16 protein-coding genes, 1 tRNA gene and 1 pseudogene are annotated in these 21,031 nt (G+C 41.1%); 11 read left to right on the forward strand and 7 right to left on the reverse strand.

What is annotated here, in order from left to right:
• Positions 1-114: 114 nt before the first annotated feature.
• Positions 115-1,281, forward strand: a pseudogene (gene sucC, locus Q1A31_RS00190) (ADP-forming succinate--CoA ligase subunit beta); the annotation flags it as partial.
• 11 nt (positions 1,282-1,292) lie between these two features.
• Positions 1,293-2,177, forward strand: a complete 885-nt coding sequence (gene sucD, locus Q1A31_RS00195) for a succinate--CoA ligase subunit alpha (RefSeq protein ID WP_299870748.1) — start codon at positions 1,293-1,295, stop codon at positions 2,175-2,177.
• A gap of 97 nt (positions 2,178-2,274) precedes the next feature.
• Here the strand turns inward: sucD and Q1A31_RS00200 are convergent, their stop codons facing one another.
• Complete coding sequence (locus tag Q1A31_RS00200; protein ID WP_299870749.1) at positions 2,275-2,511, reverse strand: YdcH family protein; 237 nt, start codon at positions 2,509-2,511, stop codon at positions 2,275-2,277.
• Positions 2,512-2,640: 129 nt separating this feature from the next.
• Here Q1A31_RS00200 and Q1A31_RS00205 point away from each other — a divergent pair.
• The 3 genes from Q1A31_RS00205 (at position 2,641) to queA (ending at position 4,251) form a co-directional block, all read left to right on the forward strand.
• A tRNA-Leu gene (locus tag Q1A31_RS00205) sits at positions 2,641-2,726 on the forward strand.
• 22 nt (positions 2,727-2,748) lie between these two features.
• Positions 2,749-3,189 (forward strand): MaoC family dehydratase, encoded by a 441-nt coding sequence (locus Q1A31_RS00210; protein ID WP_299870750.1) that lies wholly within the window; start codon positions 2,749-2,751, stop codon positions 3,187-3,189.
• A gap of 18 nt (positions 3,190-3,207) precedes the next feature.
• Positions 3,208-4,251, forward strand: a complete 1,044-nt coding sequence (gene queA / locus Q1A31_RS00215; protein ID WP_299870751.1) for a tRNA preQ1(34) S-adenosylmethionine ribosyltransferase-isomerase QueA — start codon at positions 3,208-3,210, stop codon at positions 4,249-4,251.
• Positions 4,252-4,380: 129 nt separating this feature from the next.
• On the opposite strand, the gene Q1A31_RS00220 is transcribed toward queA, so the two are convergent.
• Genes Q1A31_RS00220 through Q1A31_RS00235 form a run of 4 tightly spaced genes read right to left on the reverse strand, consistent with a single transcriptional unit; the run spans position 4,381 to position 7,903 of the window.
• Positions 4,381-5,346, reverse strand: coding sequence for an SGNH/GDSL hydrolase family protein (locus Q1A31_RS00220; RefSeq protein ID WP_299870753.1), 966 nt, complete (start codon positions 5,344-5,346; stop codon positions 4,381-4,383).
• Positions 5,347-5,393: 47 nt separating this feature from the next.
• Positions 5,394-5,546, reverse strand: coding sequence for a DUF5989 family protein (locus Q1A31_RS00225; RefSeq protein ID WP_165874622.1), 153 nt, complete (start codon positions 5,544-5,546; stop codon positions 5,394-5,396).
• A gap of 42 nt (positions 5,547-5,588) precedes the next feature.
• The gene (locus tag Q1A31_RS00230) at positions 5,589-6,011 is read right to left on the reverse strand and encodes an SxtJ family membrane protein (RefSeq protein WP_299870759.1); all 423 of its coding nucleotides are present in this window, start codon (positions 6,009-6,011) and stop codon (positions 5,589-5,591) included.
• Between the two features lie 47 nt (positions 6,012-6,058).
• Positions 6,059-7,903, reverse strand: coding sequence for a carbamoyltransferase (locus Q1A31_RS00235; protein ID WP_299870761.1), 1,845 nt, complete (start codon positions 7,901-7,903; stop codon positions 6,059-6,061).
• A gap of 365 nt (positions 7,904-8,268) precedes the next feature.
• Here Q1A31_RS00235 and Q1A31_RS00240 point away from each other — a divergent pair, with 365 nt between their 5' ends.
• From Q1A31_RS00240 to Q1A31_RS00255, 4 genes are all read left to right on the forward strand, one after another.
• Positions 8,269-8,535, forward strand: coding sequence for a DUF4212 domain-containing protein (locus tag Q1A31_RS00240; protein WP_299870763.1), 267 nt, complete (start codon positions 8,269-8,271; stop codon positions 8,533-8,535).
• A gap of 3 nt (positions 8,536-8,538) precedes the next feature.
• Positions 8,539-10,266: a sodium:solute symporter family protein gene (locus Q1A31_RS00245; RefSeq protein WP_299870765.1), complete on the forward strand. Its 1,728-nt coding sequence runs from the start codon at positions 8,539-8,541 to the stop codon at positions 10,264-10,266.
• A 137-nt stretch (positions 10,267-10,403) separates the two neighbouring features.
• Positions 10,404-13,847 carry a pyruvate carboxylase gene (locus Q1A31_RS00250; protein WP_299870767.1) on the forward strand — a complete coding sequence of 1,148 codons (3,444 nt, stop codon included), beginning with the start codon at positions 10,404-10,406 and terminating at the stop codon, positions 13,845-13,847.
• 72 nt (positions 13,848-13,919) lie between these two features.
• Positions 13,920-15,230, forward strand: a complete 1,311-nt coding sequence (locus Q1A31_RS00255; protein WP_299870768.1) for a citrate synthase — start codon at positions 13,920-13,922, stop codon at positions 15,228-15,230.
• Positions 15,231-15,420: 190 nt separating this feature from the next.
• Here the strand turns inward: Q1A31_RS00255 and Q1A31_RS00260 are convergent, their stop codons facing one another.
• Both Q1A31_RS00260 and polA read right to left on the reverse strand, forming a co-directional pair.
• Positions 15,421-15,870 (reverse strand): DUF302 domain-containing protein, encoded by a 450-nt coding sequence (locus Q1A31_RS00260; RefSeq protein ID WP_299870769.1) that lies wholly within the window; start codon positions 15,868-15,870, stop codon positions 15,421-15,423.
• Positions 15,871-16,048: 178 nt separating this feature from the next.
• Positions 16,049-18,862: a DNA polymerase I gene (gene polA / locus Q1A31_RS00265; RefSeq protein ID WP_299870771.1), complete on the reverse strand. Its 2,814-nt coding sequence runs from the start codon at positions 18,860-18,862 to the stop codon at positions 16,049-16,051.
• A gap of 49 nt (positions 18,863-18,911) precedes the next feature.
• Here polA and nadA point away from each other — a divergent pair, with 49 nt between their 5' ends.
• On the forward strand, positions 18,912-19,982 hold the full coding sequence (nadA, locus tag Q1A31_RS00270) for a quinolinate synthase NadA (RefSeq protein WP_299870773.1): 1,071 nt from the start codon (positions 18,912-18,914) through the stop codon (positions 19,980-19,982).
• Positions 19,983-20,179: 197 nt separating this feature from the next.
• Positions 20,180-21,022, forward strand: coding sequence for an alpha/beta fold hydrolase (locus Q1A31_RS00275; protein WP_299870775.1), 843 nt, complete (start codon positions 20,180-20,182; stop codon positions 21,020-21,022).
• Positions 21,023-21,031 lie beyond the last annotated feature (9 nt).

The following is a 21,031-nucleotide window of genomic DNA, read 5'->3' on the forward strand; positions in this document are numbered from 1 at the left end:
TTGCTACCGAATGAGGCTATTTATCTGTATGATTACCGCCGTTATAAAGAAGCCATGTGTTTAGCTACAAAAACTAGCTATAGCACGATTTAATCATTTCACTTATCAGAGAAAAAGATGAACGTACATGAATATCAGGGCAAAGAAATCCTGAGAAAATATGGAGTCACTACTCCACGTGGTATAGCTTGCTTCTCAGTTGATGAAGCCGTTGCAGCGGCGGAAGAATTGGGCGGCAAAGTTTGGGTCGTAAAAGCACAAATTCACGCAGGTGGACGCGGCTTGGGCGGTGGTGTAAAAGTTGCTACTTCTATGGAGCAAGTTCGTGAATACGCTGATGCTATTTTAGGCATGCAGTTAGTTACTCACCAAACGGGTCCAGAAGGTAAAGAAGTTAAAAGACTGTATATAGAAGAAGGCGCAGACATTGCGGATGAGCTCTATGTTGGTGCTTTAGTTGACCGCGAAACTCAAAAAGTTGTTCTTATGTGCAGCTCTGAAGGCGGCATGAGCATTGAAGAAGTTGCAGAAAAGACTCCTGAGAAGATCATCAAGATTTACGTTGATCCTACAGAAGGTTTAAACAGAGCAGAAGCTGAAGACGTTTGTGCAAAAATTGGCATGCCTGCTGAAGCTATTTCTGAAGGTGCTGATTTCTTGGCAGGTCTTTATGAAGCATTTGTAAAATCTGACGCATCACTTGCAGAGATTAACCCGCTTGTTATCACTGGTGACAAACGAGTTATCGCTCTAGACGCAAAATTCAACATCGATTCAAATGCACTTTACCGTCAACCAGAAATCGTTGCTTACCGCGACCTTGATGAAGAAGACGCTAACGAAATCGAAGCATCTAAATGGGATTTATCTTACATTTCTCTAGACGGCAATATCGGCTGTTTGGTAAATGGTGCAGGTCTTGCGATGGCTACGATGGATATCATCAAATTATACGGTGGTGATCCAGCAAACTTCCTGGATGTAGGTGGCGGAGCGAATGCTGAGCAAGTTACAGAAGCATTTAAAATCATGCTTGGCAACAAAAATGTTGAAGGTATTCTGGTTAATATCTTCGGTGGCATCATGCAGTGTGACGTAATTGCAGAAGGCATTGTTGCTGCAGCAAAGCAGGTAGACATGACTGTTCCATTGGTAGTTCGTCTCGAAGGCACCAACGTAGAAAAAGGTCGCCAGATTCTTGATGAGTCTGATGTTAAATTACAAACAGCTACCACTATGGCTGATGCAGCAGAAAAGATCGTTGCTGCAGTTAAAGCTTAAGGAGTTCACACATGTCTATTTTAATTAATAAAGATACACGTATTGTTACTCAAGGTATCACAGGTAAAACAGGTGAGTTCCATACTAAACAATGCTTAGACTATGCATTTGGTAGAGACTGCTTCGTTGCTGGTGTTACACCAGGCAAAGAAGGCCAGGAAGTTCAAGGCGTACCTGTATACAACAATGTAGCTGACGCAAAAGCAGAACACGGTGTTAATGCTTCTGTAATTTATGTACCACCTAGATTTGCAGCTGCTGCAATCGACGAAGCTGTAGATGCTGAACTTGATTTGGTAATCTGTATCACTGAAGGTATTCCAGTGGCGGATATGATCAAAACTCGTGATCGTATGCGCAAAATGAACAGCAAGACCATTCTTGTTGGTCCTAACTGCCCGGGTGTTATCACTCCTGAAGAAGTTAAGATCGGAATCATGCCTGGTTACATTCATAAGAAAGGTAATATCGGAATCGTTTCTCGTTCTGGTACATTGACTTATGAAGCGGTACATCAAGTAACTCAACTTGGCCTTGGTCAATCTTCATGTGTTGGCATTGGTGGAGATCCAGTTAATGGAATGAAACACCTTGATGTCATGAAAATGTTCAATGATGATCCAGAAACACACGCGGTTGTAATGTGTGGTGAGATCGGCGGCACAGACGAAGAAGAATGTGCAGCATGGATCAAAGAAAATATGACCAAGCCTGTTGTAGGTTTCATCGCAGGTGTTACTGCTCCTCCAGGAAAACGTATGGGCCATGCTGGCGCTATCATTTCTGGTGGCCAAGGAACAGCTCAGTCAAAAATAGATGCTCTTGAAGAAGCAGGTGTTCATGTGACACTTAACCCTTCTGAAATGGGTTCTACATTACTTAAAGCTATTTCTTAATTTTATACTAAGAAATTAAAGTAATATAAAAAGCCGAGGCACTTAACAATATCTCGGCTTTTTTGTGCGTTGTATTTTTACAAATACGCTACTATTATTACGCTTTAAGCATTTCAAATAGTTGATCTTTTAGATATAAACGCTGTTTCTTCATTTCTTCTACAACGTCATCAGACGGTGTTTCAATTTCCTGTTCTACCCGTGTTATTTGATGAACAATTTCATCGTACTCCTTAAATAACCGCTGGAAATGTCCATTATTCATCTTTAAATCATGAATCTTGTCTTTGAACTCAGGAAATTCGTGGTGCAGGTCGTGATTTTCTCCAAACATATTCTAACTCCTATTTTTTAAATATTATAACTCAATCATATCCCTCAAAAAGAGAAAACAGGTTGATTTAACTCAACTTCCCCCTTTTGTTTTTGAAAACAAGTGATATACTTCCGCGCTTGAATCTGTGCCAGTGTGGCGGAATTGGTAGACGCGCTGGATTCAAAATCCTGTTCCCTCTGGGAGTGTCGGTTCGATTCCGACCACTGGCACCACTTTATATAGAAGTGAATTTTTATGACAACAACTAATCATCAAGGCTACTTTCTCGAAGATTTAACTATCGGGATGGCAGCGGAAAAGACTATGGTCGTTTCTGCTGAGAAAATTAATGCCTTTGCAGAACTTTCTGGCGATTTCAACCCGGTACATATGGATGCTGAATATGCAGCAACTACCATGTTTGGAAAAAGAATTGCGCATGGAGCATTATCAGCTTCTTTGATTTCTGCAGTTCTAGGTAATGACCTACCAGGACCTGGTGCTATTTTTGTTGAATTGAATATGCGCTTCCGCAAACCTGCATTTATTGACGAAGAAGTGACAGCTCGTGCTGAAATTGCTGAAATCAATGAAAAAACTGGCCGTGTTAAAATGAAAGTCTCTTGCCTAGTCGATGGCAAAGCAATCATCCGCGGCGATGCCGGTGTTGTAGTAAAAAAACGCCCTCAAGAATAAGCAGCCCGGCTCGTTCTTATGCAGCTGAGTGACTTTAGTTATTCGCTTCCACCAGAGCTCATCGCTCAAGAAGCTTTAAAAGACAGAACGGCTAGCCGTTTACTTCATTTAAATGCGGGCATCTCGCCAGCTGAAATAAATGACAAACACTTTTCAGATATCGTTGACCTTATTCAGCCCAACGATTTACTCATCTTCAATGACACTCGAGTCATTCCTGCGCGCCTTAATGGTTTCAAAAAAAGCGGCGGTAAAGTAGAAGTATTGATTGAACGGGCACTCGATGATCATCGAGCCCTTGTACATATCCGCGCAAATAAGTCCCCTAAAGTAGGGGGGTGTCTTTTATTAGAAGAAGTTATTAATGCAGAAGTGCTTGCAAGACAAGACGCGCTTTATGAAATCAAATTCACTAATGAAGAGCCCATCTTCAAACTACTTGATCAGCATGGACATATTCCACTTCCTCCTTATATAGAAAGAGAAGATACAGAAGCCGACAGAGAACGCTATCAAACAGTTTTTGCTGAAAAAGCCGGAGCAGTTGCAGCACCCACTGCAGGATTACACTTTACTGATAGCCTTTTACAAACCTTAAAGGACAAAGGTGTAGAAACAGCGCAGATCACACTTCATGTCGGCGCTGGCACATTCTTACCAGTACGAGTCGATAATCTGGAAGATCATGTCATGCATGCCGAGTGGGTAGAAGTGACCCAAGAGGCCTGCGATGCAGTTGCGGCATGTAAAGCTAGAGGTGGCAAGGTAGTTGCCGTTGGGACTACCAGTGTCCGCAGTTTGGAATCTGCCGCCAAAGAAACAGGAAAACTTGAGCCTTTTTCAAGTGACACTCGTTTATTTATCACACCGGGCTTTAACTTTAATGTGGTAGATGCCATGGTGACAAACTTCCATGTCCCTGAATCTACTTTACTCATGCTAGTTTCTGCATTCAGCGGTTATGAAAATATCATGTCTGCCTATAAACATGCAGTAGCCGAGAAATATCGTTTCTTTAGTTACGGTGATGCGATGTTTTTAGAGAAAGCACGTCAAACCTGAATACTTTCGATCTCAGCTTATTTGGGATTATCCATTAGTCCCCCCCCTACTTTGAATGATATTACGTTTTAGTTTTGTTAAAACGTAAATAGAATTTATGCTTCGCGGAGGCGCTTTTTTGAAAACCAACTATCTAGCTATTAGATAATCCGCAAGCTTCTTATTACCTTCAACACTAAAATGACCATCACTTGGAAAGAAGAAAGCCTTAGTGTTTTCTTTAAATACATCACCTAACATAACCAGAGGTTTCGGTGAAATGCTCTGTAGTTTCTTACCTAGTTCCTGATATTTATTATGAATGATTTCTGGCTCTGGATAGATAATGAAAATCTCGTATTCAAACCCGTAAGTCTTACTGATCTTATCCAGTCGCTGAAATTCAGCCCCAGTAATTTTCAAGGCTTTGTTTAATTGAGCTTCTGCCTCTTCAGAATCACTTCGAATAATGGGCAATACCTTGAAATAAGCCACTCGTAATAAATTTGAGTGCTTCAAGCCAAAATCGATAATCTTCTCAACTGATCCTTTATCGTCTTCAGCATTAGGGTTTAAGTTCAACTCTCCCGGCTCATAACCCTGTCCTTGAGAGCGAAGTTCATCAGCACTTAAGTTATCACCGAAATCATTGCCAGTAAAAAAGAAGAAGTTTACTTTTTGAGGACTCCAGTTCTTATTCTTTATATAAGACTCAAGTCGATCAACTTCATACAAGGTACTGGAGCCAGGTACAGCTAAATTAGCGCAATTTAGTTTTTGTGCTTTACAATAAATAGCAGGAAATGCTTCCTCATCAGTAACGCCTTGCGCATAAGTAAAAGAATCCCCTATAAAAATAACGTCCGGATTGCCATTACTTTGGGGAGCCCGGTATCCATCGGGCGTAATTGTTGTTACTGCATCATAGTCTGGCGTAATTATTCGAAACTGTTTATTCGGCGACACATAACTGATGCGCTGTTTGTTTCCCTCCATGTCCAGAATGCTTGGCCCGGGTGATATTGGGCTTACATAACGACTTGCGACCTCGCTTATTACAAACATAATAGCGAGGCTAACAAACAGCAGTATCAAATTTCCGAATAAATTCTTCATTCTCGTATTTCGTTATTACTCCAAAAAAACGTCAATTAAACTTTTTATTAAAAAAGTGTATAGATAAATGGAGCTATTGCTGAGCCTTGAGCAAGAACTAAAAGCGCTCCCAATAAAACCATTACTAAAATAATTGGCGCTAACCAAAACTTTTTTCGCTCACGCATAAATGACCACAAGTCACCCAGTAAATCTAACATGTCTATTTCCTATCTCTATCTCATTTATTAATTTCAAATTAACTAAAATGGCTTTTTTAAATGATCCTTTTCACGCACCTTAGTGATAATTCTATATGTCTTTGCATTATCTTCTAGCTTACGATGCATACTATCCTTACCTAGAACTTTCAGGATCATACCAATCGGAAAAATCATCAAATAAAACATTGCACCAAGAATGATACGACTATTTATAAAACCTAAAACGTTACCAATCTTTAACCAATAATGATTAACGGGTCTTAGTATTTCTGGAATCGCTATAGCCAATACAAAGAAAATAGCCATCACTATGAATGGCCATATTGGCCAATTTTCACTGGTTTTGTCAAAAATCCAGGGGAAGATTAAGCCGAACATCAAGGCAATCATTCCACCCATAATGAAACCAAATTTTCTTAAATCTGATTTCGTCACTTCCACTGTTTGTGTATCTGTATTCATATTTCTAGTCTATTTCTTAGTTTCTACTATTTAATGCAGATCTAACTCTAATCCAGAGCAAATTCATTACGCCAGTCACCCTCTTCTTGCCATTCTGGTTGTCTGGTTTTATCGATCAAAATATTTTCCATTACCAAATAATCCATTTCTGTTCGCATAAAACATCTATAGGCATCTTCGGGCGTATTCACGATAGGCTCACCGCGCACATTAAATGATGTATTTACCAATACCGGACAACCCGTTTTTTCTTCAAATGCATCAAGCAAATGATAAAACCTTGGATTGGTTTCGGGGTGCACTGTTTGCACACGTGCCGAGTAATCAACATGGGTAACCGCAGGTATTTGAGATCGTGGAATATTGAGTTTATCGATACCAAACAGCTTATCTTGTTCTGCGCTCATTAAATTCCGCTTATCTTCTTTCACAGGAGCGACGATTAACATGTATGGACTTGGCCCTTCATGCTCAAACCATTCTGAGACTTTATCGAATTTTACAACCGGAGCAAAAGGTCTAAAAGATTCACGGTATTTGATTTTTAAATTCATCACCGTTTGCATCTTGGTACTTCTTGCATCACCAATGATGGAGCGCGCACCTAAAGAACGCGGACCGAATTCCATTCGCCCCTGAAACCAACCAATGACCTTTTCACCTTCCATGACTTCGGCAAGCTTAGGCATCAATTGGTCATCTTCCACCTGAATGTAATCTGCTCCAATCTTGTCTAAATACTTTGTGATCTGCTCATTACTGAACTTTGGCCCTAGGTAGGAACCTTTAGTGGCATCTGGAAGCTGTACAGTACGTGGTTTATCCATATATTCATGATAAGCCGATAGAGCTGCACCCACTGCACCACCCGCATCACCCGCGGCTGGTTGTATCCAGATGCCTTTGAACGGACCCTCACGAAGCAGTCGTCCGTTAGATACACAGTTGAGTGCTACACCACCGGCAAGACATAAATAATCCAATCCTGTCTCTTTATGCACACTCCTACCCAGTCGCAGCACAACTTCTTCTGTTACCCATTGAATAGAACGTGCGATATCCATTTCTTTTTGAGTAAGCTCACCTTCAGGCTCTCGTGCTGGAGCACCAAACAGTTCGGCAAACTTCTTATTAGTCATTGTCAGACCAGTTGCGTAATTGAAATACTTCATATTCAATCGAAACGTACCGTCATCTTTTAGATCTATCAGATTATCTAAAATCAAATCGACATATTTTGGCTCGCCATAGGGCGCTAAACCCATTAATTTATACTCACCAGAGTTTACTCGGAACCCTGTATAATACGTAAAAGCAGAATATAATAATCCTAAAGAATGAGGGAAATCGATTTCCCATTGTGGTGTTAACTGATTTCCATCACCAATCCACATTGATGTTGTCGCCCACTCACCAACACCATCAAGACACATAACTGCGGCTTTTTCATAAGGTGAAGGAAAAAAAGCAGATGCGGCATGAGATTGGTGATGCTCATTAAATAGCAACTCAGGTATTTCTTTTTCACCAATTGAAAATACAGCTGACAGCTCTCTCTTAAGGGTTTTCTTTAAAAATAATTTGTCTTTAAGCCAGATTGGCATCGCCGTTAAAAACGAACGAAAACCACTTGGTGCATAAGATAAATAGGTCTCTAAAAGTCTTTCAAACTTCAACAATGGTTTATCGTAGAAAACTACTGAACTGATATCCTTATGACTTATACCAGCCTCTTTTAAACAATATTTAATCGCATGAGCGGGAAAGGCGGGATCGTGTTTTTTTCGTGTGAAGCGTTCTTCCTGGGCCGCAGCTACAACTTCACCATCGCATACAAGCGCAGCAGCACTGTCGTGATAATATGCAGATAATCCTAAAATATATGTTTTCATATTTACCGTTCTATATTTCTTTTTTAGTTATTCAATTTTAGAAAAACACGAATTGATTTAATCATTTTTAAAACTATTTTTAGTTTTGGTTATTTTTATACCTATATATTTTTAATATTTTTGGTATAGATAGAAGGCATGATAATAGTGGAAATTGTATAGAAAATAACCAACTAATGATCAATGGCTGAAATGAAAAGACTAAGGGATAGTATTAATAAACCAAGTAGTACTAATCTTAATCATTAAAATAATTCTATCTGCAAAAAAAGATCTTTACAGACCGTTATGCTATCTTCGCCGGAATCTTTAAAGCGTTGGTTGCTGCTTTAATAAGATTTTAAGTAGACTATAAGGAGAAGTTTATGTCGCAAGAAAGTGAAAATAATGCGAAGGCCTATTGGAAGGCCAATTTAAGACTAGTGATGATCTGTCTAGTTATCTGGTTCGTTGTTTCATATTTATTTGGCATCATGCTTGTTGAACCCCTTAATGAAATCCGCGTTGGTGGATATAAGTTAGGTTTCTGGTTCGCACAACAAGGTTCAATATACACATTTGTAGCTTTAGTCTTTTTCTACGCTTGGCGTATGAATGCTTTAGATCGCAAATTTGGCGTGGAAGAGGATTAATAAATGGAATTACAAACACTAACATATATCGTAGTAGGCTTAACGTTTGCGTTATACCTCGGTATTGCGGTTTGGGCACGCGCTGCATCAACTGGTGAGTTTTACGTAGCAGGTAAAGGTATTCACCCAATCCTGAATGGTATGGCTACTGCTGCCGATTGGATGTCAGCGGCATCTTTCATTGGTATGGCAGGTCTTATCGCCTTTAACGGGTACGGCGCTTCTGTATTCTTAATGGGTTGGACAGGTGGTTATGTACTATTAGCAATGCTTCTAGCACCTTACCTACGTAAGTATGGTAAATTTACAGTACCTGAGTTCATCGGTGATCGTTTCTATTCAAGAACAGCACGTCTTGTAGCTATCATTTGTTTGATTCTTGCTTCTGTTACTTATGTAATCGGACAGATGAAAGGTATCGGAGTAGCTTTCTCTCGCTTCTTAGAGCTTGATTATGACACGGGTCTATACGTAGGTATGGCGATCGTATTCTTCTACGCTACGCTAGGTGGAATGAAAGGTATCACTTACACACAGATAGCTCAGTACGTAGTTCTTATCTTTGCTTATACAGTTCCTGCAGTATTTATCTCTATGCAGTTAACGGGCAACCCACTACCGCAGCTTGGTTTGGGCGGCACGATGGCAGATGGAACCTATCTACTAGATAAACTGGATATGGTTTTGACGGAGACAGGCTTTAAAGAATACACAACTGCTGGCATGGACAATAGACTGAATATGTTTGTTTACACGCTAACATTGATGTTCGGTACTGCTGGTCTTCCCCACGTTATTACACGTTTCTTCACTGTACCTAACGTTGCAGGCGCAAGAAGATCTGCGGCTTGGGCATTAGTATTTATCTCATTACTATACACAGTAGCTCCTGCAGTTGGCGCAATGGCTCGTCTTAACTTGATGCAAACTATTGAACCTACTAAAGGTGATTACCTAGTTTATGCAGAACGTCCTCAGTGGTTCAAGAACTGGGAAAAGACTGGTCTACTAGCATTTGAAGATAAGAATGGTGATGGCAAGATTCAATATACTGCTGACAAAGCTACCAATGAAATGGTTAAAGTTGACCGTGACATCATGGTACTTGCTAATCCAGAAATCGCTAAGTTACCAAACTGGGTAATAGCATTAGTTGCTGCTGGTGGTCTAGCTGCCGCACTATCAACTGCTGCCGGATTGTTACTTGCGATTGCTTCCTCCATCTCTCATGATTTATTGAAAGGTATTTTGACCCCCAATATCTCTGAGAAAAGCGAGCTACTCGCCAGTCGAATAGCGATGGCCTTCGCCGTCCTAGGAGCCGGTTATCTCGGATTACATCCGCCCGATTTTGCGGCTGGTACGGTTGCGATAGCCTTTGGACTTGCAGCTTCGTCTCTATTCCCAGCTCTTATGATGGGTATTTTCTCTAAGCGAGTAAATAGAACAGGCGCGATCCTGGGTATGCTTACAGGTATCATTGTAACAATGCTATATGTATTCCAACACAAAGGAATCATGTTTATCCCTGGCACATCTTTCATGGGTGGCATGAGTCAAAACTGGTTCTTTGGAATATCTCCAAATGCATTTGGTGCTGTTGGCGCATTAGCTAACTTCGCAGTTGCACACATTGTTTCTAGAATGACTGCTGAAGTTCCAAAAGATGTACAAGAACTGATTGAACACATCCGTGTACCTCAAGGTGCTGGCGCTGCTCATGACGACTAAGATATGTAGATAATTACATAACTTAATAAAAAGGCTCCTTTTGGAGCCTTTTTTTATGCCCTACTTCAGCTGTATTTAATGCTTACGATTGAAGCTATTCATTTCCCTAATAGTAATTTATTTCCTACCCTTAATGGATGACTAATAACATCAAAAAGTTACTTGTCGCCAACCGTGGTGAAATTGCCATCCGTATTTTACGAGCTGCTGCTGAGCTTAATGTAACGACGGTATCAGTTTACACCCACGAAGATCGTTTCTCTCCGCACCGATACAAAGCCGATGAGGCTTACCAAATTGGAGCAGATGAAGATCCTTTAATGCCTTACCTTGATATCGAAGGCTTAATTGAAACGGCGAAAGTAAATCATGTTGATGCTATTCACCCGGGTTATGGATTCCTTTCTGAAAATGTACAGTTCGCAAAGCGCTGCAGAGAAGAAGGGATCATCTTTATTGGTCCGGCGCCTGAAGTCATGGAACAACTTGGCGATAAAGTCCAAGCTAAGCAAAATGCCATTGATGCAGGTATTCCTGTTATCCAAGATAGCAAGGAAGCACTTACTTCATTAGAAATTGCAGAAAAAGAAGCAACAAGAATAGGTTATCCTATGATGCTCAAAGCAGCATCTGGTGGTGGTGGACGCGGAATGCGTATCTTGCGCTCTGCTGATGAGCTACCCAACGCCTTTAATGAAGCTCGTAACGAAGCTGCAAAAGCATTTGGCGACGACACTGTATTTTTAGAGAAATACATCGATTCACCTAAACACATTGAAGTTCAAATTCTAGGCGATACCTTTGGTAACCTAGTTCACTTGTACGAACGCGACTGTTCAGTACAACGACGTTTCCAGAAAGTTATTGAGGTTGCACCAAGTTCAACACTTAAAGAAGAAACACGTCAAAAACTCTTCGACTACGCGCTAAAGATTACTCGCCATGTAAACTATAGCAACGCAGGAACAGTAGAATTTCTGGTTGATAGTGACGAACAAATCTACTTTATAGAAGTTAACCCTAGGGTACAGGTTGAACATACCATTACCGAAGAAATCACCGGTATAGATATTGTTCGCAGCCAGATCCATATAGCTGACGGCGCAAAACTTTCAGATCCGCAGATAAACATCCAGTCTCAAGATGATATTTTCATACGTGGATTTGCTGTTCAGTGTCGAATCACAACGGAAGACCCGTCTCAGGGATTCAAACCAGACTTCGGAACCATCATTGCCTATCGTAGTGCTGCTGGTTTTGGTATTCGTCTTGATGTAGGCGCGGCCTATGTTGGTGCTAAAGTATCTCCATTCTACGATTCTATGTTGGTTAAAGTATCAGCCTCAGGTAGAACATTAGAAGGTGCAATCCAACGAGCACATAGGGCCCTAAGAGAATTCAGAATTCGCGGTGTTAAAACCAATATTCATTTTTTATTAAATGTTTTAGAACACCCAACGTTCAAAGCCGGCGAAGTTAAGGTAACTTTCCTCGAAAATCATCCCGAACTTTTTGATGTTTCATCGCATTTAGACCGTGGAACAAAGACACTTAGTTATCTGTCTAAAGTTATAGTTAACGGCAATCCAGATATTAAATCGTTCGATCCGGATCGCACTTTTAGAAAACCGGTCATCCCCGCTTTTAATAAATTAGCCGAGTATCCTGAAGGAACCAAGAACATACTTGATTCACTGGGTGCCGATGGTTTTGTGCAATGGATAAAAGATCAAGATAATATTCTTTATACGGATACAACACTGCGTGACGCACACCAATCTTTACTAGCTACACGTGTTAGAACCAAAGACATGCTCAAAGTTGCAGAAGGTTTAGCTAAAAACCACTCGCAGCTTTTTTCTTTGGAAATGTGGGGTGGAGCTACCTTTGATGTTGCTATGCGTTTCTTGCATGAATGTCCTTGGCAACGCCTGAGACAACTTCGCGAAGCTGTTCCTAATATTTTATTCCAAATGCTTTTCCGTGGTTCAAATGCGGTTGGTTATAAAGCATATCCAGATAACTTGATTGAAAAGTTCATCATCGAGTCCTGGGAAAATGGTATCGATGTATTCCGTATCTTTGATTCACTTAACTGGATCGAAGGAATGGAGAAATCTATACAGGTAGTACGTGAAAAAACAGGCGGTATTGCCGAAGCTACCATTTGTTACACAGGCGACGTGCTAAACACCGATAAGAGCAATAAATTTAATCTACAGTACTACCTTGATTTAGCACGAAGACTCGAAGATGCTGGCGCACACACGCTAGCTCTAAAAGACATGGCCGGTCTTCTTAAGCCATACGCGGCGGAAGAGCTTATACCTGCACTTAAAGACGCTACAGACTTACCAATTCATCTGCATACACATGACACCTCTTCCATACAGTCTGCAACGTTGCTTAAGGCCATAGAAAAAGATGTGGATATTGTTGATGCCTGTCTAAGTTCAGTGTCTGGTTTAACTTCTCAACCAAATTTGAATTCAATGATCGCGGCTATGCAGGGCCAACCTCGCGAACAGGAATTTAATCTTGAATCACTCAACCAGTATGCAAACTACTGGGAAGATGTTCGCGAAGTTTATTACCCTTTCGAATCCGGCTTGAAAGCGGGAACCGCAGAAGTTTATAACCATGAAATTCCAGGTGGCCAATATTCTAATTTGCGCCCACAAGCGATTGCACTAGGTCTTGAGCATAAGTTTGAAGAAGTAAAAGAAAACTATGCCATCGTAAATAAAATGTTCGGCGACATCGTTAAAGTTACCCCATCATCCAAAGTAGTGGGTGATATGGCGATATTCATGACATCTAACGACCTAACAGAAAAAGATGTGATGGAAAAAGGCGGTACCTTAGCTTTTCCAGAATCCGTACACGACCTATTCAAAGGTAACTTAGGACAACCTCCCGGAGGTTTCCCTGAAGATCTGAGTAAGCTAGTACTAAAGAACGATACTCCTTTTACAGATCGTCCCAATGCTCATTTAGAACCCATCGATTTTGATAAAGAGTTCGCAGCATTCAAAGAAAAATTTGATGAAAAAAGAGAGATGACGGATTTCCTCTCTTATATGATGTATCCCAAAGTTTATGAAGACTTTTATCAGCACGAGCAAGAATTTGGAAACATTTCTGTGCTACCAACAACCGCCTTTTTCTATGGCCTGAAGCAAAGAGAAGAAGTCACAGTTGAACTTGGTAAAGGCAAAGTCATTATTATTAAAATGCTGTACTGCTCGCCACCAGATGCTGGTGGAATCAGAACAGTTACTTTTGATCTAAACGGTCAGACACGAAGTATTACTATTCGAGATGAATCTGTTGTATCAACCAAAAAGGTCAATAGAAAAGCCGTTGAAGAAAACGAAGTAGGCACACCCATTTTAGGTCGTTTAGCTGCAATAAACGTTAAAGAAGGTCAAACTGTTGAAAAAGATGTTCCATTGTTTGTGATTGAAGCAATGAAAATGGAATCAACTATTACAGCCCCTTTTGCAGGAACGATCAAAAAGATTCATCTTGATGTCGGAGAAATCCTCGAGCAGAGCGATTTAGTCATCGAATTTGAATAACATGTCATATAAAAATTAATACCCCGTAAATAAAATAATTTCCTACCAATAAGAGAGTGGAGAAGCAAGAGTATGTCCAAAAGAGATAGCGTTACGCTAATTGACAACCGCACTGGCAAGCAAATTGAGCTCGATTTATACAAGCCTACAAGTGGCCCTATGACGGTGGATGTACGCAGCCTTTATAAAGAACTAGGCTACTTCACTTATGATCCCGGCTTTATGTCTACAGCAAGTTGTGAGAGTAAAATCACATATCTGGATGGAGACAAAGGTATCCTCGAATATCGCGGTTATCCTATCGAGCAATTAGCTGAAGAGAGCTCCTTTTTAGAAACTTGTTACCTGTTATTAAACGGTGAACTGCCCGATACAAAACAACTAGAAGAATTCGAAGAATCTATCCGTACGCGCTCGATGCTTCAGGAACAACTAAAAACATTCTTCCTGGGCTTTAGACGTGACGCACATCCAATGGCTACCATGGTTGGTGTTGTCGGCGCATTATCTTCTTTTTATCATGAAGATGAAGATGTGCATGACGAAGAAGACCGTATGGATGCTGCACATCGACTCATTGCAAAAATGCCAACTATCGCTGCCTGGAGTTATCGTTACTCTAAGGGAATGCCATTCGTATACCCTAAAAACTCATTAAGCTATAGCGGCAACTTTTTGCACATGATGTTCTCGATGCCATCTGAGCCATATATCGTTGATCCATTGATGGAAAAAGCGCTAGACATGATCTTGGTATTACACGCCGATCACGAACAAAATGCATCCACCTCTACCGTGCGTCTGGCAGGTAGTTCGGAAGCTAATCCGTTTGCCGTTATTGCAGCCGGTATTGCTTCTCTTTGGGGACCATCGCATGGTGGCGCTAACGAAGCAGTAATTCAAATGCTCACCGAGATCAATAAATCTGGCAAACCAATTTCAGAGTTTATTAATAGAGCTAAAGATCCTGAGGACCGCTTCAGATTAATGGGCTTCGGACATCGTGTTTACAAAAATTACGACCCTCGCGCTAAGATTATTAGAAAAACCTGTCATGAGATGATTGCAGAAAACACATTCAGCAATCCAGAGCATAAGAAACTACTCGAGACTGCTATGGAACTAGAAAAAGTAGCGTTAGAAGACGAGTACTTTGTTTCCCGTAACCTATACCCAAATGTTGATTTCTACTCAGGTATTATCTTCCTGGGAATGGGTATTCCATTAAATATGTTCACCGTATTGTTCGCTCTTGGACGTACGGTTGGTTGGGTTTCTCAGTGGAATGAAATGATGGGAGATGAAGGTTCAAAAATTGGCAGACCACGTCAACTCTATACGGGTGAAGACAAAAGAGATTACGTGAAGATAGATAAACGTTAGAGAATCTTCAACTCATAAAAACACGTTAAAAGTAGGGGGTGACATTTGGGCTCATAATGAGCTTTAAAAGTCACCCCCCTACTTTTACGAGGTTTTTATTTTTCTAAGGAAAACCTCGCCCTTCGGGCTGCCGTCGCTATGCTCCAGCATTGTCTCGGCCATGCCTCGGCTAAGCAGGTTTTTCTGTTAATTACTTAGTGACAGCAGTCGTTAACTTATCCAAAGCAGTTTCAACTTTACCCAATACGGGAACTTCAGCAACATCATAGTCTTTCGCAAGATCTTGTGGATTACGGTAGCTCAACCATACTTTTCCAGCATCATCCTTATAAACAGCTACTTTCAATGGTAAATCCAGAGCTACAGCTGGGTCTTTCTTCATAATAACCGTGCCGCCTTTCGGATTACCAAAAATCAATACTTCGGCATCATTCATTTTCATATCCACACCAGCCGCATTTTTAGTGTGATCAACGCGCGCAAATACACCCATACCTTTAGATTTCACCAACGTCTCAAATTTATCCATGGTTTCTTTGACACTATGCGAGCTTGCTTTCTTAATGATATCTGCAGAAGCAGATACAGAAAAAGCAAGACCCATGATTACGAGCATTTTTTTGTAATGATTAATTCTCATTTTAATTGTCCATCCTTTTTTTGCTATGAAGTAAATTGATTGATTTCTGGTAACAGCTATAAGCTGTACGAACGAATAGTTAATTTAGATCATTCTTTTTTTAAAAAGTTTAGAAAACTGGCAAAAGAGTATTAATTGATACCCCCCCTACTTACAGCAGGTTTTTATGAGCTGTTAATTAGTGCGCTTCATCCCAGTTAATACCAAGGCCTGTATCAACAATTAATGGAACATCCAGATTAGCCGCTTTAACCATACGATCGACTATGATCGACTCAACGGTTTCAATTTCATCTTCAGCAACTTCAAATACCAATTCATCGTGTACTTGCATGATCATCGTGGTTTTACTGGTTCCTTCACGGAGCCAATCGTTGACACTAATCATTGCTACTTTGATTATATCTGCAGCCGTGCCCTGCATCGGCGCATTTATCGCCGTACGTTCCGCGTATTGACGTCTCATGGCGTTTTTAGCATTTATTTCTGGCAGGTATAGGCGACGACCAAAAAGCGTCTCCACATAGCCATCCTCTTTCGCTTTTTCACGCGTGTCTTCCATATAATGCTTAACACCCGGATAGCGCTGAAAATACTTTGTTACGTATTCTGCTGCCTCAGTGCGTGAAACCTTGAGTTGTTTCGCCAAACCAAACGCGGACATGCCATAAATAAGACCGAAGTTAACGGCTTTCGCTGCACGACGTTGCTCTGTTTGCACATCATCAAGCGGTACTTCGAATATCTCGGCGGCAGTCGCTCGATGAATATCTTTACCTTGAGAAAACGCTTCTACCAGACCTTCATCACCTGACAAGTGCGCCATTATGCGTAATTCTATTTGAGAATAATCAGCCGCTAAAATTTTAAACCCTTCGGGTGCAACAAACGACTGACGAATACGTCTGCCTTCAGCATTTCGTACTGGAATATTCTGTAGATTAGGATTACTCGATGACAAACGACCAGTAGCTGCAATCGCTTGGTGATAAGACGTATGCACCCTGCCTGTTTGAGGGTTTATTTCTAATGGCAATTTGTCTGTGTAAGTCGACTTCAACTTACTCAATCCTCGATGCTCCAATAACCAGCGCGGTACTTCATGCTCTTCCGCTAATTCCTGCAACACATCTTCAGCGGTTGACGGCTGACCTTTGGGTGTTTTACGGATAACGGGAAGATTTAGCTTATCTTCGTTGAAGAAAATTTCCTGAATCTGCTTAGGTGAGCCTAGATTAAACTCACCACCCGCTGATTCATAAATATCCCGTTCCAGTTCTTTCATTCTGATCGATAATTCTTCACTCTGCTTTCCTAGCATTTCAGCATCGACCAATACACCATTGCGCTCAATATCTGATAATACTTTGAGTAACGGCACTTCGATTTCACGATACAGTTTTTCTTGTGCCTGACGCGGTCTTAGTTGCGGCCAGAAGAAATTATGTAAACGTAAAGTCATATCTGCATCTTCCGCTGCGTAATAAGCGGCGCCACGAGTCACTGTTGCCTCAACATCAGGATCATCACTATCCTGAGTTACATCATCGATTTGGACCTGATTAAAGGTGAGTTGCTTCTTGCCTTTACCAGCAACATCCTCAAATTTTATATTGATATGCCCAAGGTGTTTTTCACACAGCGTATCCATATCATGGCGATTCGATACCGAATCCAGAACATAAGATTCCAGCATCGTATCGTGCGCGATACCTTTTAACTCTATACCGTGATTTAGCAACACAGAGCGATCATATTTAAGATTTTGACCGACTTTAAGCACAGTAGGATCTTCAAGCAGTGATTTCAACTTGGCCAAAGTAGCATCAAAATTCAGTTGCTGAGGAACACCTACATAATCATGTGCTAGCGGCAAATAAGCTGCTGTGCCTGCTTTGATACAAAATGACATCCCAACCACTCTGGCATCCATATACGCAAGACTAGTTGTTTCAGTATCGAACGCGAATAGTTTTGAATCTTTTAAATCAGCAATCCAACTATCTAATTGCTCTTCGGTAAGAATTGTTTGGTAATCAACTTCTTTAATCTCTTCTATTTCCGGGATTCCAATTTCTTCGCTATCACTATTGGAACCTACAGCTTCTGGCTTCAACTGAATCGGCGTATCTGAGGTTGATTGCAAATTGCTTAAACGCGTACGGAAACCATACTTCTGATAAAGCTCAGCCAGTAGTTGTTTATTTTCTTCGTTAAAGCTTAAGTACTCTGGAGACACATCCAACTCAAGATCACATTTAATCGTCACCAATTCATACGATAACGGTAAAAACTCCAATGACTCACGTAAGTTTTCACCAATCTTGCCACCAAATTTATCCGCGTTTTGCATAATCGCATCAAGAGAATCATATTCGGTCAACCACTTAACAGCGGTCTTTGGCCCCACTTTAGGTACACCCGGAATATTGTCGACCTTATCCCCCATCAACGCTAAGTAATCACGGATACGCTCAGGTGGCACACCATATTTTTCAATAACGCCTGCGCGATCGTGGAAGCTATTCGACATGGTGTTGATCAAACTGATCTGGTCATCGACCAACTGTGCCATGTCTTTATCACCCGTTGAGATGATTACATCACCGTCATACAGTTTCGACATCGTGCCGATCACATCATCAGCCTCAACACCTGGCATTACTATCATCGGATAGCCTTGTGCTTCGATAATCTTGTGTAGCGGCTCGATTTGATCGCGCAACTCATCCGGCATTGGTGGGCGCGTGGCTTTATATTCGGGGAACATGTCATTGCGGAAGGTTTTGCCTTTCGCATCAAAAATTACCGCCATGTGATCTGGTTGATAGTCTTTTCTCAACCTATCGAGCATATTCAGAACGCCGTGAATCGCGTTGGTTTGCATCCCGTCTGGGCTGGTAAGGCTCGATGGTAATGCGTAAAACGCACGGAATAGGTACGATGAGCCATCGACGAGAACTAAAGGTTTACTGGTATTTTTATCTGACATGGATTGATATACTGTTGAAATCTAGGATTTGAGACCCAAAGTATAAAACATGTCTACTGTAACAGCACCCATCATTCCAGAATTTAAAGTTCCGGTAACGGCACAAATCGAAAATTTGCGCCCACATTACTCTCCTGAAGAAAAAGAAGCCGTCAAAGATGAGATCAAAAAGCTCCTGAAAGAACAGGATGCCGTATTGGTCGCACATTACTATGTTGACCAGGAACTGCAAGAACTTGCAGAAGAAACCGGTGGTTATGTTTCTGATTCTCTCGACATGGCTAAATTTGGTAATGAACACCCTGCAAAAACATTAATTGTTGCTGGTGTTCGTTTCATGGGCGAAACGGCAAAAATTCTGACCCCTGAAAAACGCGTGTTAATGCCAACACTCGAAGCGGAATGTTCTCTGGACCTTAGCTGTCCAATTGAAGATTTTGCCCCATTTTGTGATGCGCATCCTGACCATACCGTTGTGGTTTATGCTAATACCAGCGCCGATGTGAAAGCACGCGCTGATTATGTTGTTACTTCAGGAATCGCTTTAGATTTAGTTAGCTGGCTCGGTAAACAAGGCAAAAAAGTATTATGGGCACCCGATAAACATCTAGGTAATTACATCCAGAAAGTTTCAGGGGTTGAGATGTTATGCTGGCAAGGCGCCTGTATCGTCCATGACGAATTCAAAACCCGTTCATTGGGCGAACTTATCGAAAAGCACCCCAATGCTGGTGTTCTGGTACATCCTGAATCTCCCGAAGAAATCATCGCAATGGCCGATGTGGTTGGTTCAACCACCCAAATTATCAATGCTGCGAGAGATATGCCCAATAAGGAATTTATCGTTGCCACCGATAAAGGCATTTTCTACAAAATGCAGCAAGAAGCACCCGGCAAAGTATTTATCCCTGCACCAACTCACGGTGATGGTGCAAATTGCGTTAGTTGTGCGCATTGCCCTTGGATGGCAATGAATGGCCTGCATAATTTGTTAGAAGTTTTAAAGAATGGCAACAATGAAATTTTCGTTGATGAAGAAGTACGCGTAAAAGCGCTTAGATCGACACAACGCATGCTCGATTTCGCGACGAGCCAATCAATGAGCAAAATTTCAGCGTAAAATTAGTTCGTTAGGTTTCGCAACATTCAAAACAATAAGTCATCGATAAACACACCCCCCTACTTTTAGCCTGTTTTTTATAAAATTGGCCTAAAAGTAGGGGGGTGTGTTTTAATACTTTTATTTGTATAAAAACTATTTTCTATTTCTTCATCAACTAATTAAAATGAAGGCATCTACGTCTAACATTAGCTGATATGAAAATCACACGCGGTCAATTTATTCCTATAATTCTACAATTAATAACAATTCCAATCTTATGTTTGGTTTTTGCGTTATTTTCTCCCAGTTTAATGGCGAAAGAATTAGCAAGTGAAGACGCCAGCAAAACACTTGAGAACTCAGAAAAATACACATTCGTTATTGTGCATGGCGCCACAGGTGGTGGTTGGGATTGGAAAACCGTTGCGCAGCATCTGACCGCAAAAGGTCACATCGTTTATAGACCGACACTCACGGGGCTAGGTGAGAAATATCATTTGGCCAGCCCAGAAATTTCACTCACCACTCACATTAACGATGTGGTGAATACGATTATTTTCGAGCGCTTGGACAATATTATTTTAGTTGGGCACAGCTATGGCGGAATGGTGTTAACCGGCGTGATGAACCGTATTCCTCAACGTATTCGCCATGTCACTTTTGTCGATGCTATGGTGCCTGATGATGGTATGTCGATGATTGATGTGAAACCATTGAAACCCAGTTACAAAGTCATTAATGGCATGATTCATTTCCCCTGGCTGAAGTTCGATAAACCATATCCCAGAGACGTTATACAATCTCTAAAATCGTATACCGAGCCAGTATCATATATAAACCCAGCAGCTAAACGATTGAATGCAACCTATCTGGCATTCGTACCAAAAGGCATGTCAGAAGAAAAACGCTCGAGAGATGTTTCATGGCAACGCGCCAAAGAACGGGGCTGGACAATAAGAACATTTAAAGGCAACCATGTGGTTTACCGAAAAAAACCCGCTGAGTTTTCTACCGTGCTTTTAGAAACAGTAACAGATCAAAATATAGCGAAGTATTAGTTAGTCTTG

Origin of the sequence: uncultured Cocleimonas sp. (assembly GCF_947495625.1) — a bacterium.
Lineage (GTDB): Bacteria > Pseudomonadota > Gammaproteobacteria > Thiotrichales > Thiotrichaceae > Cocleimonas.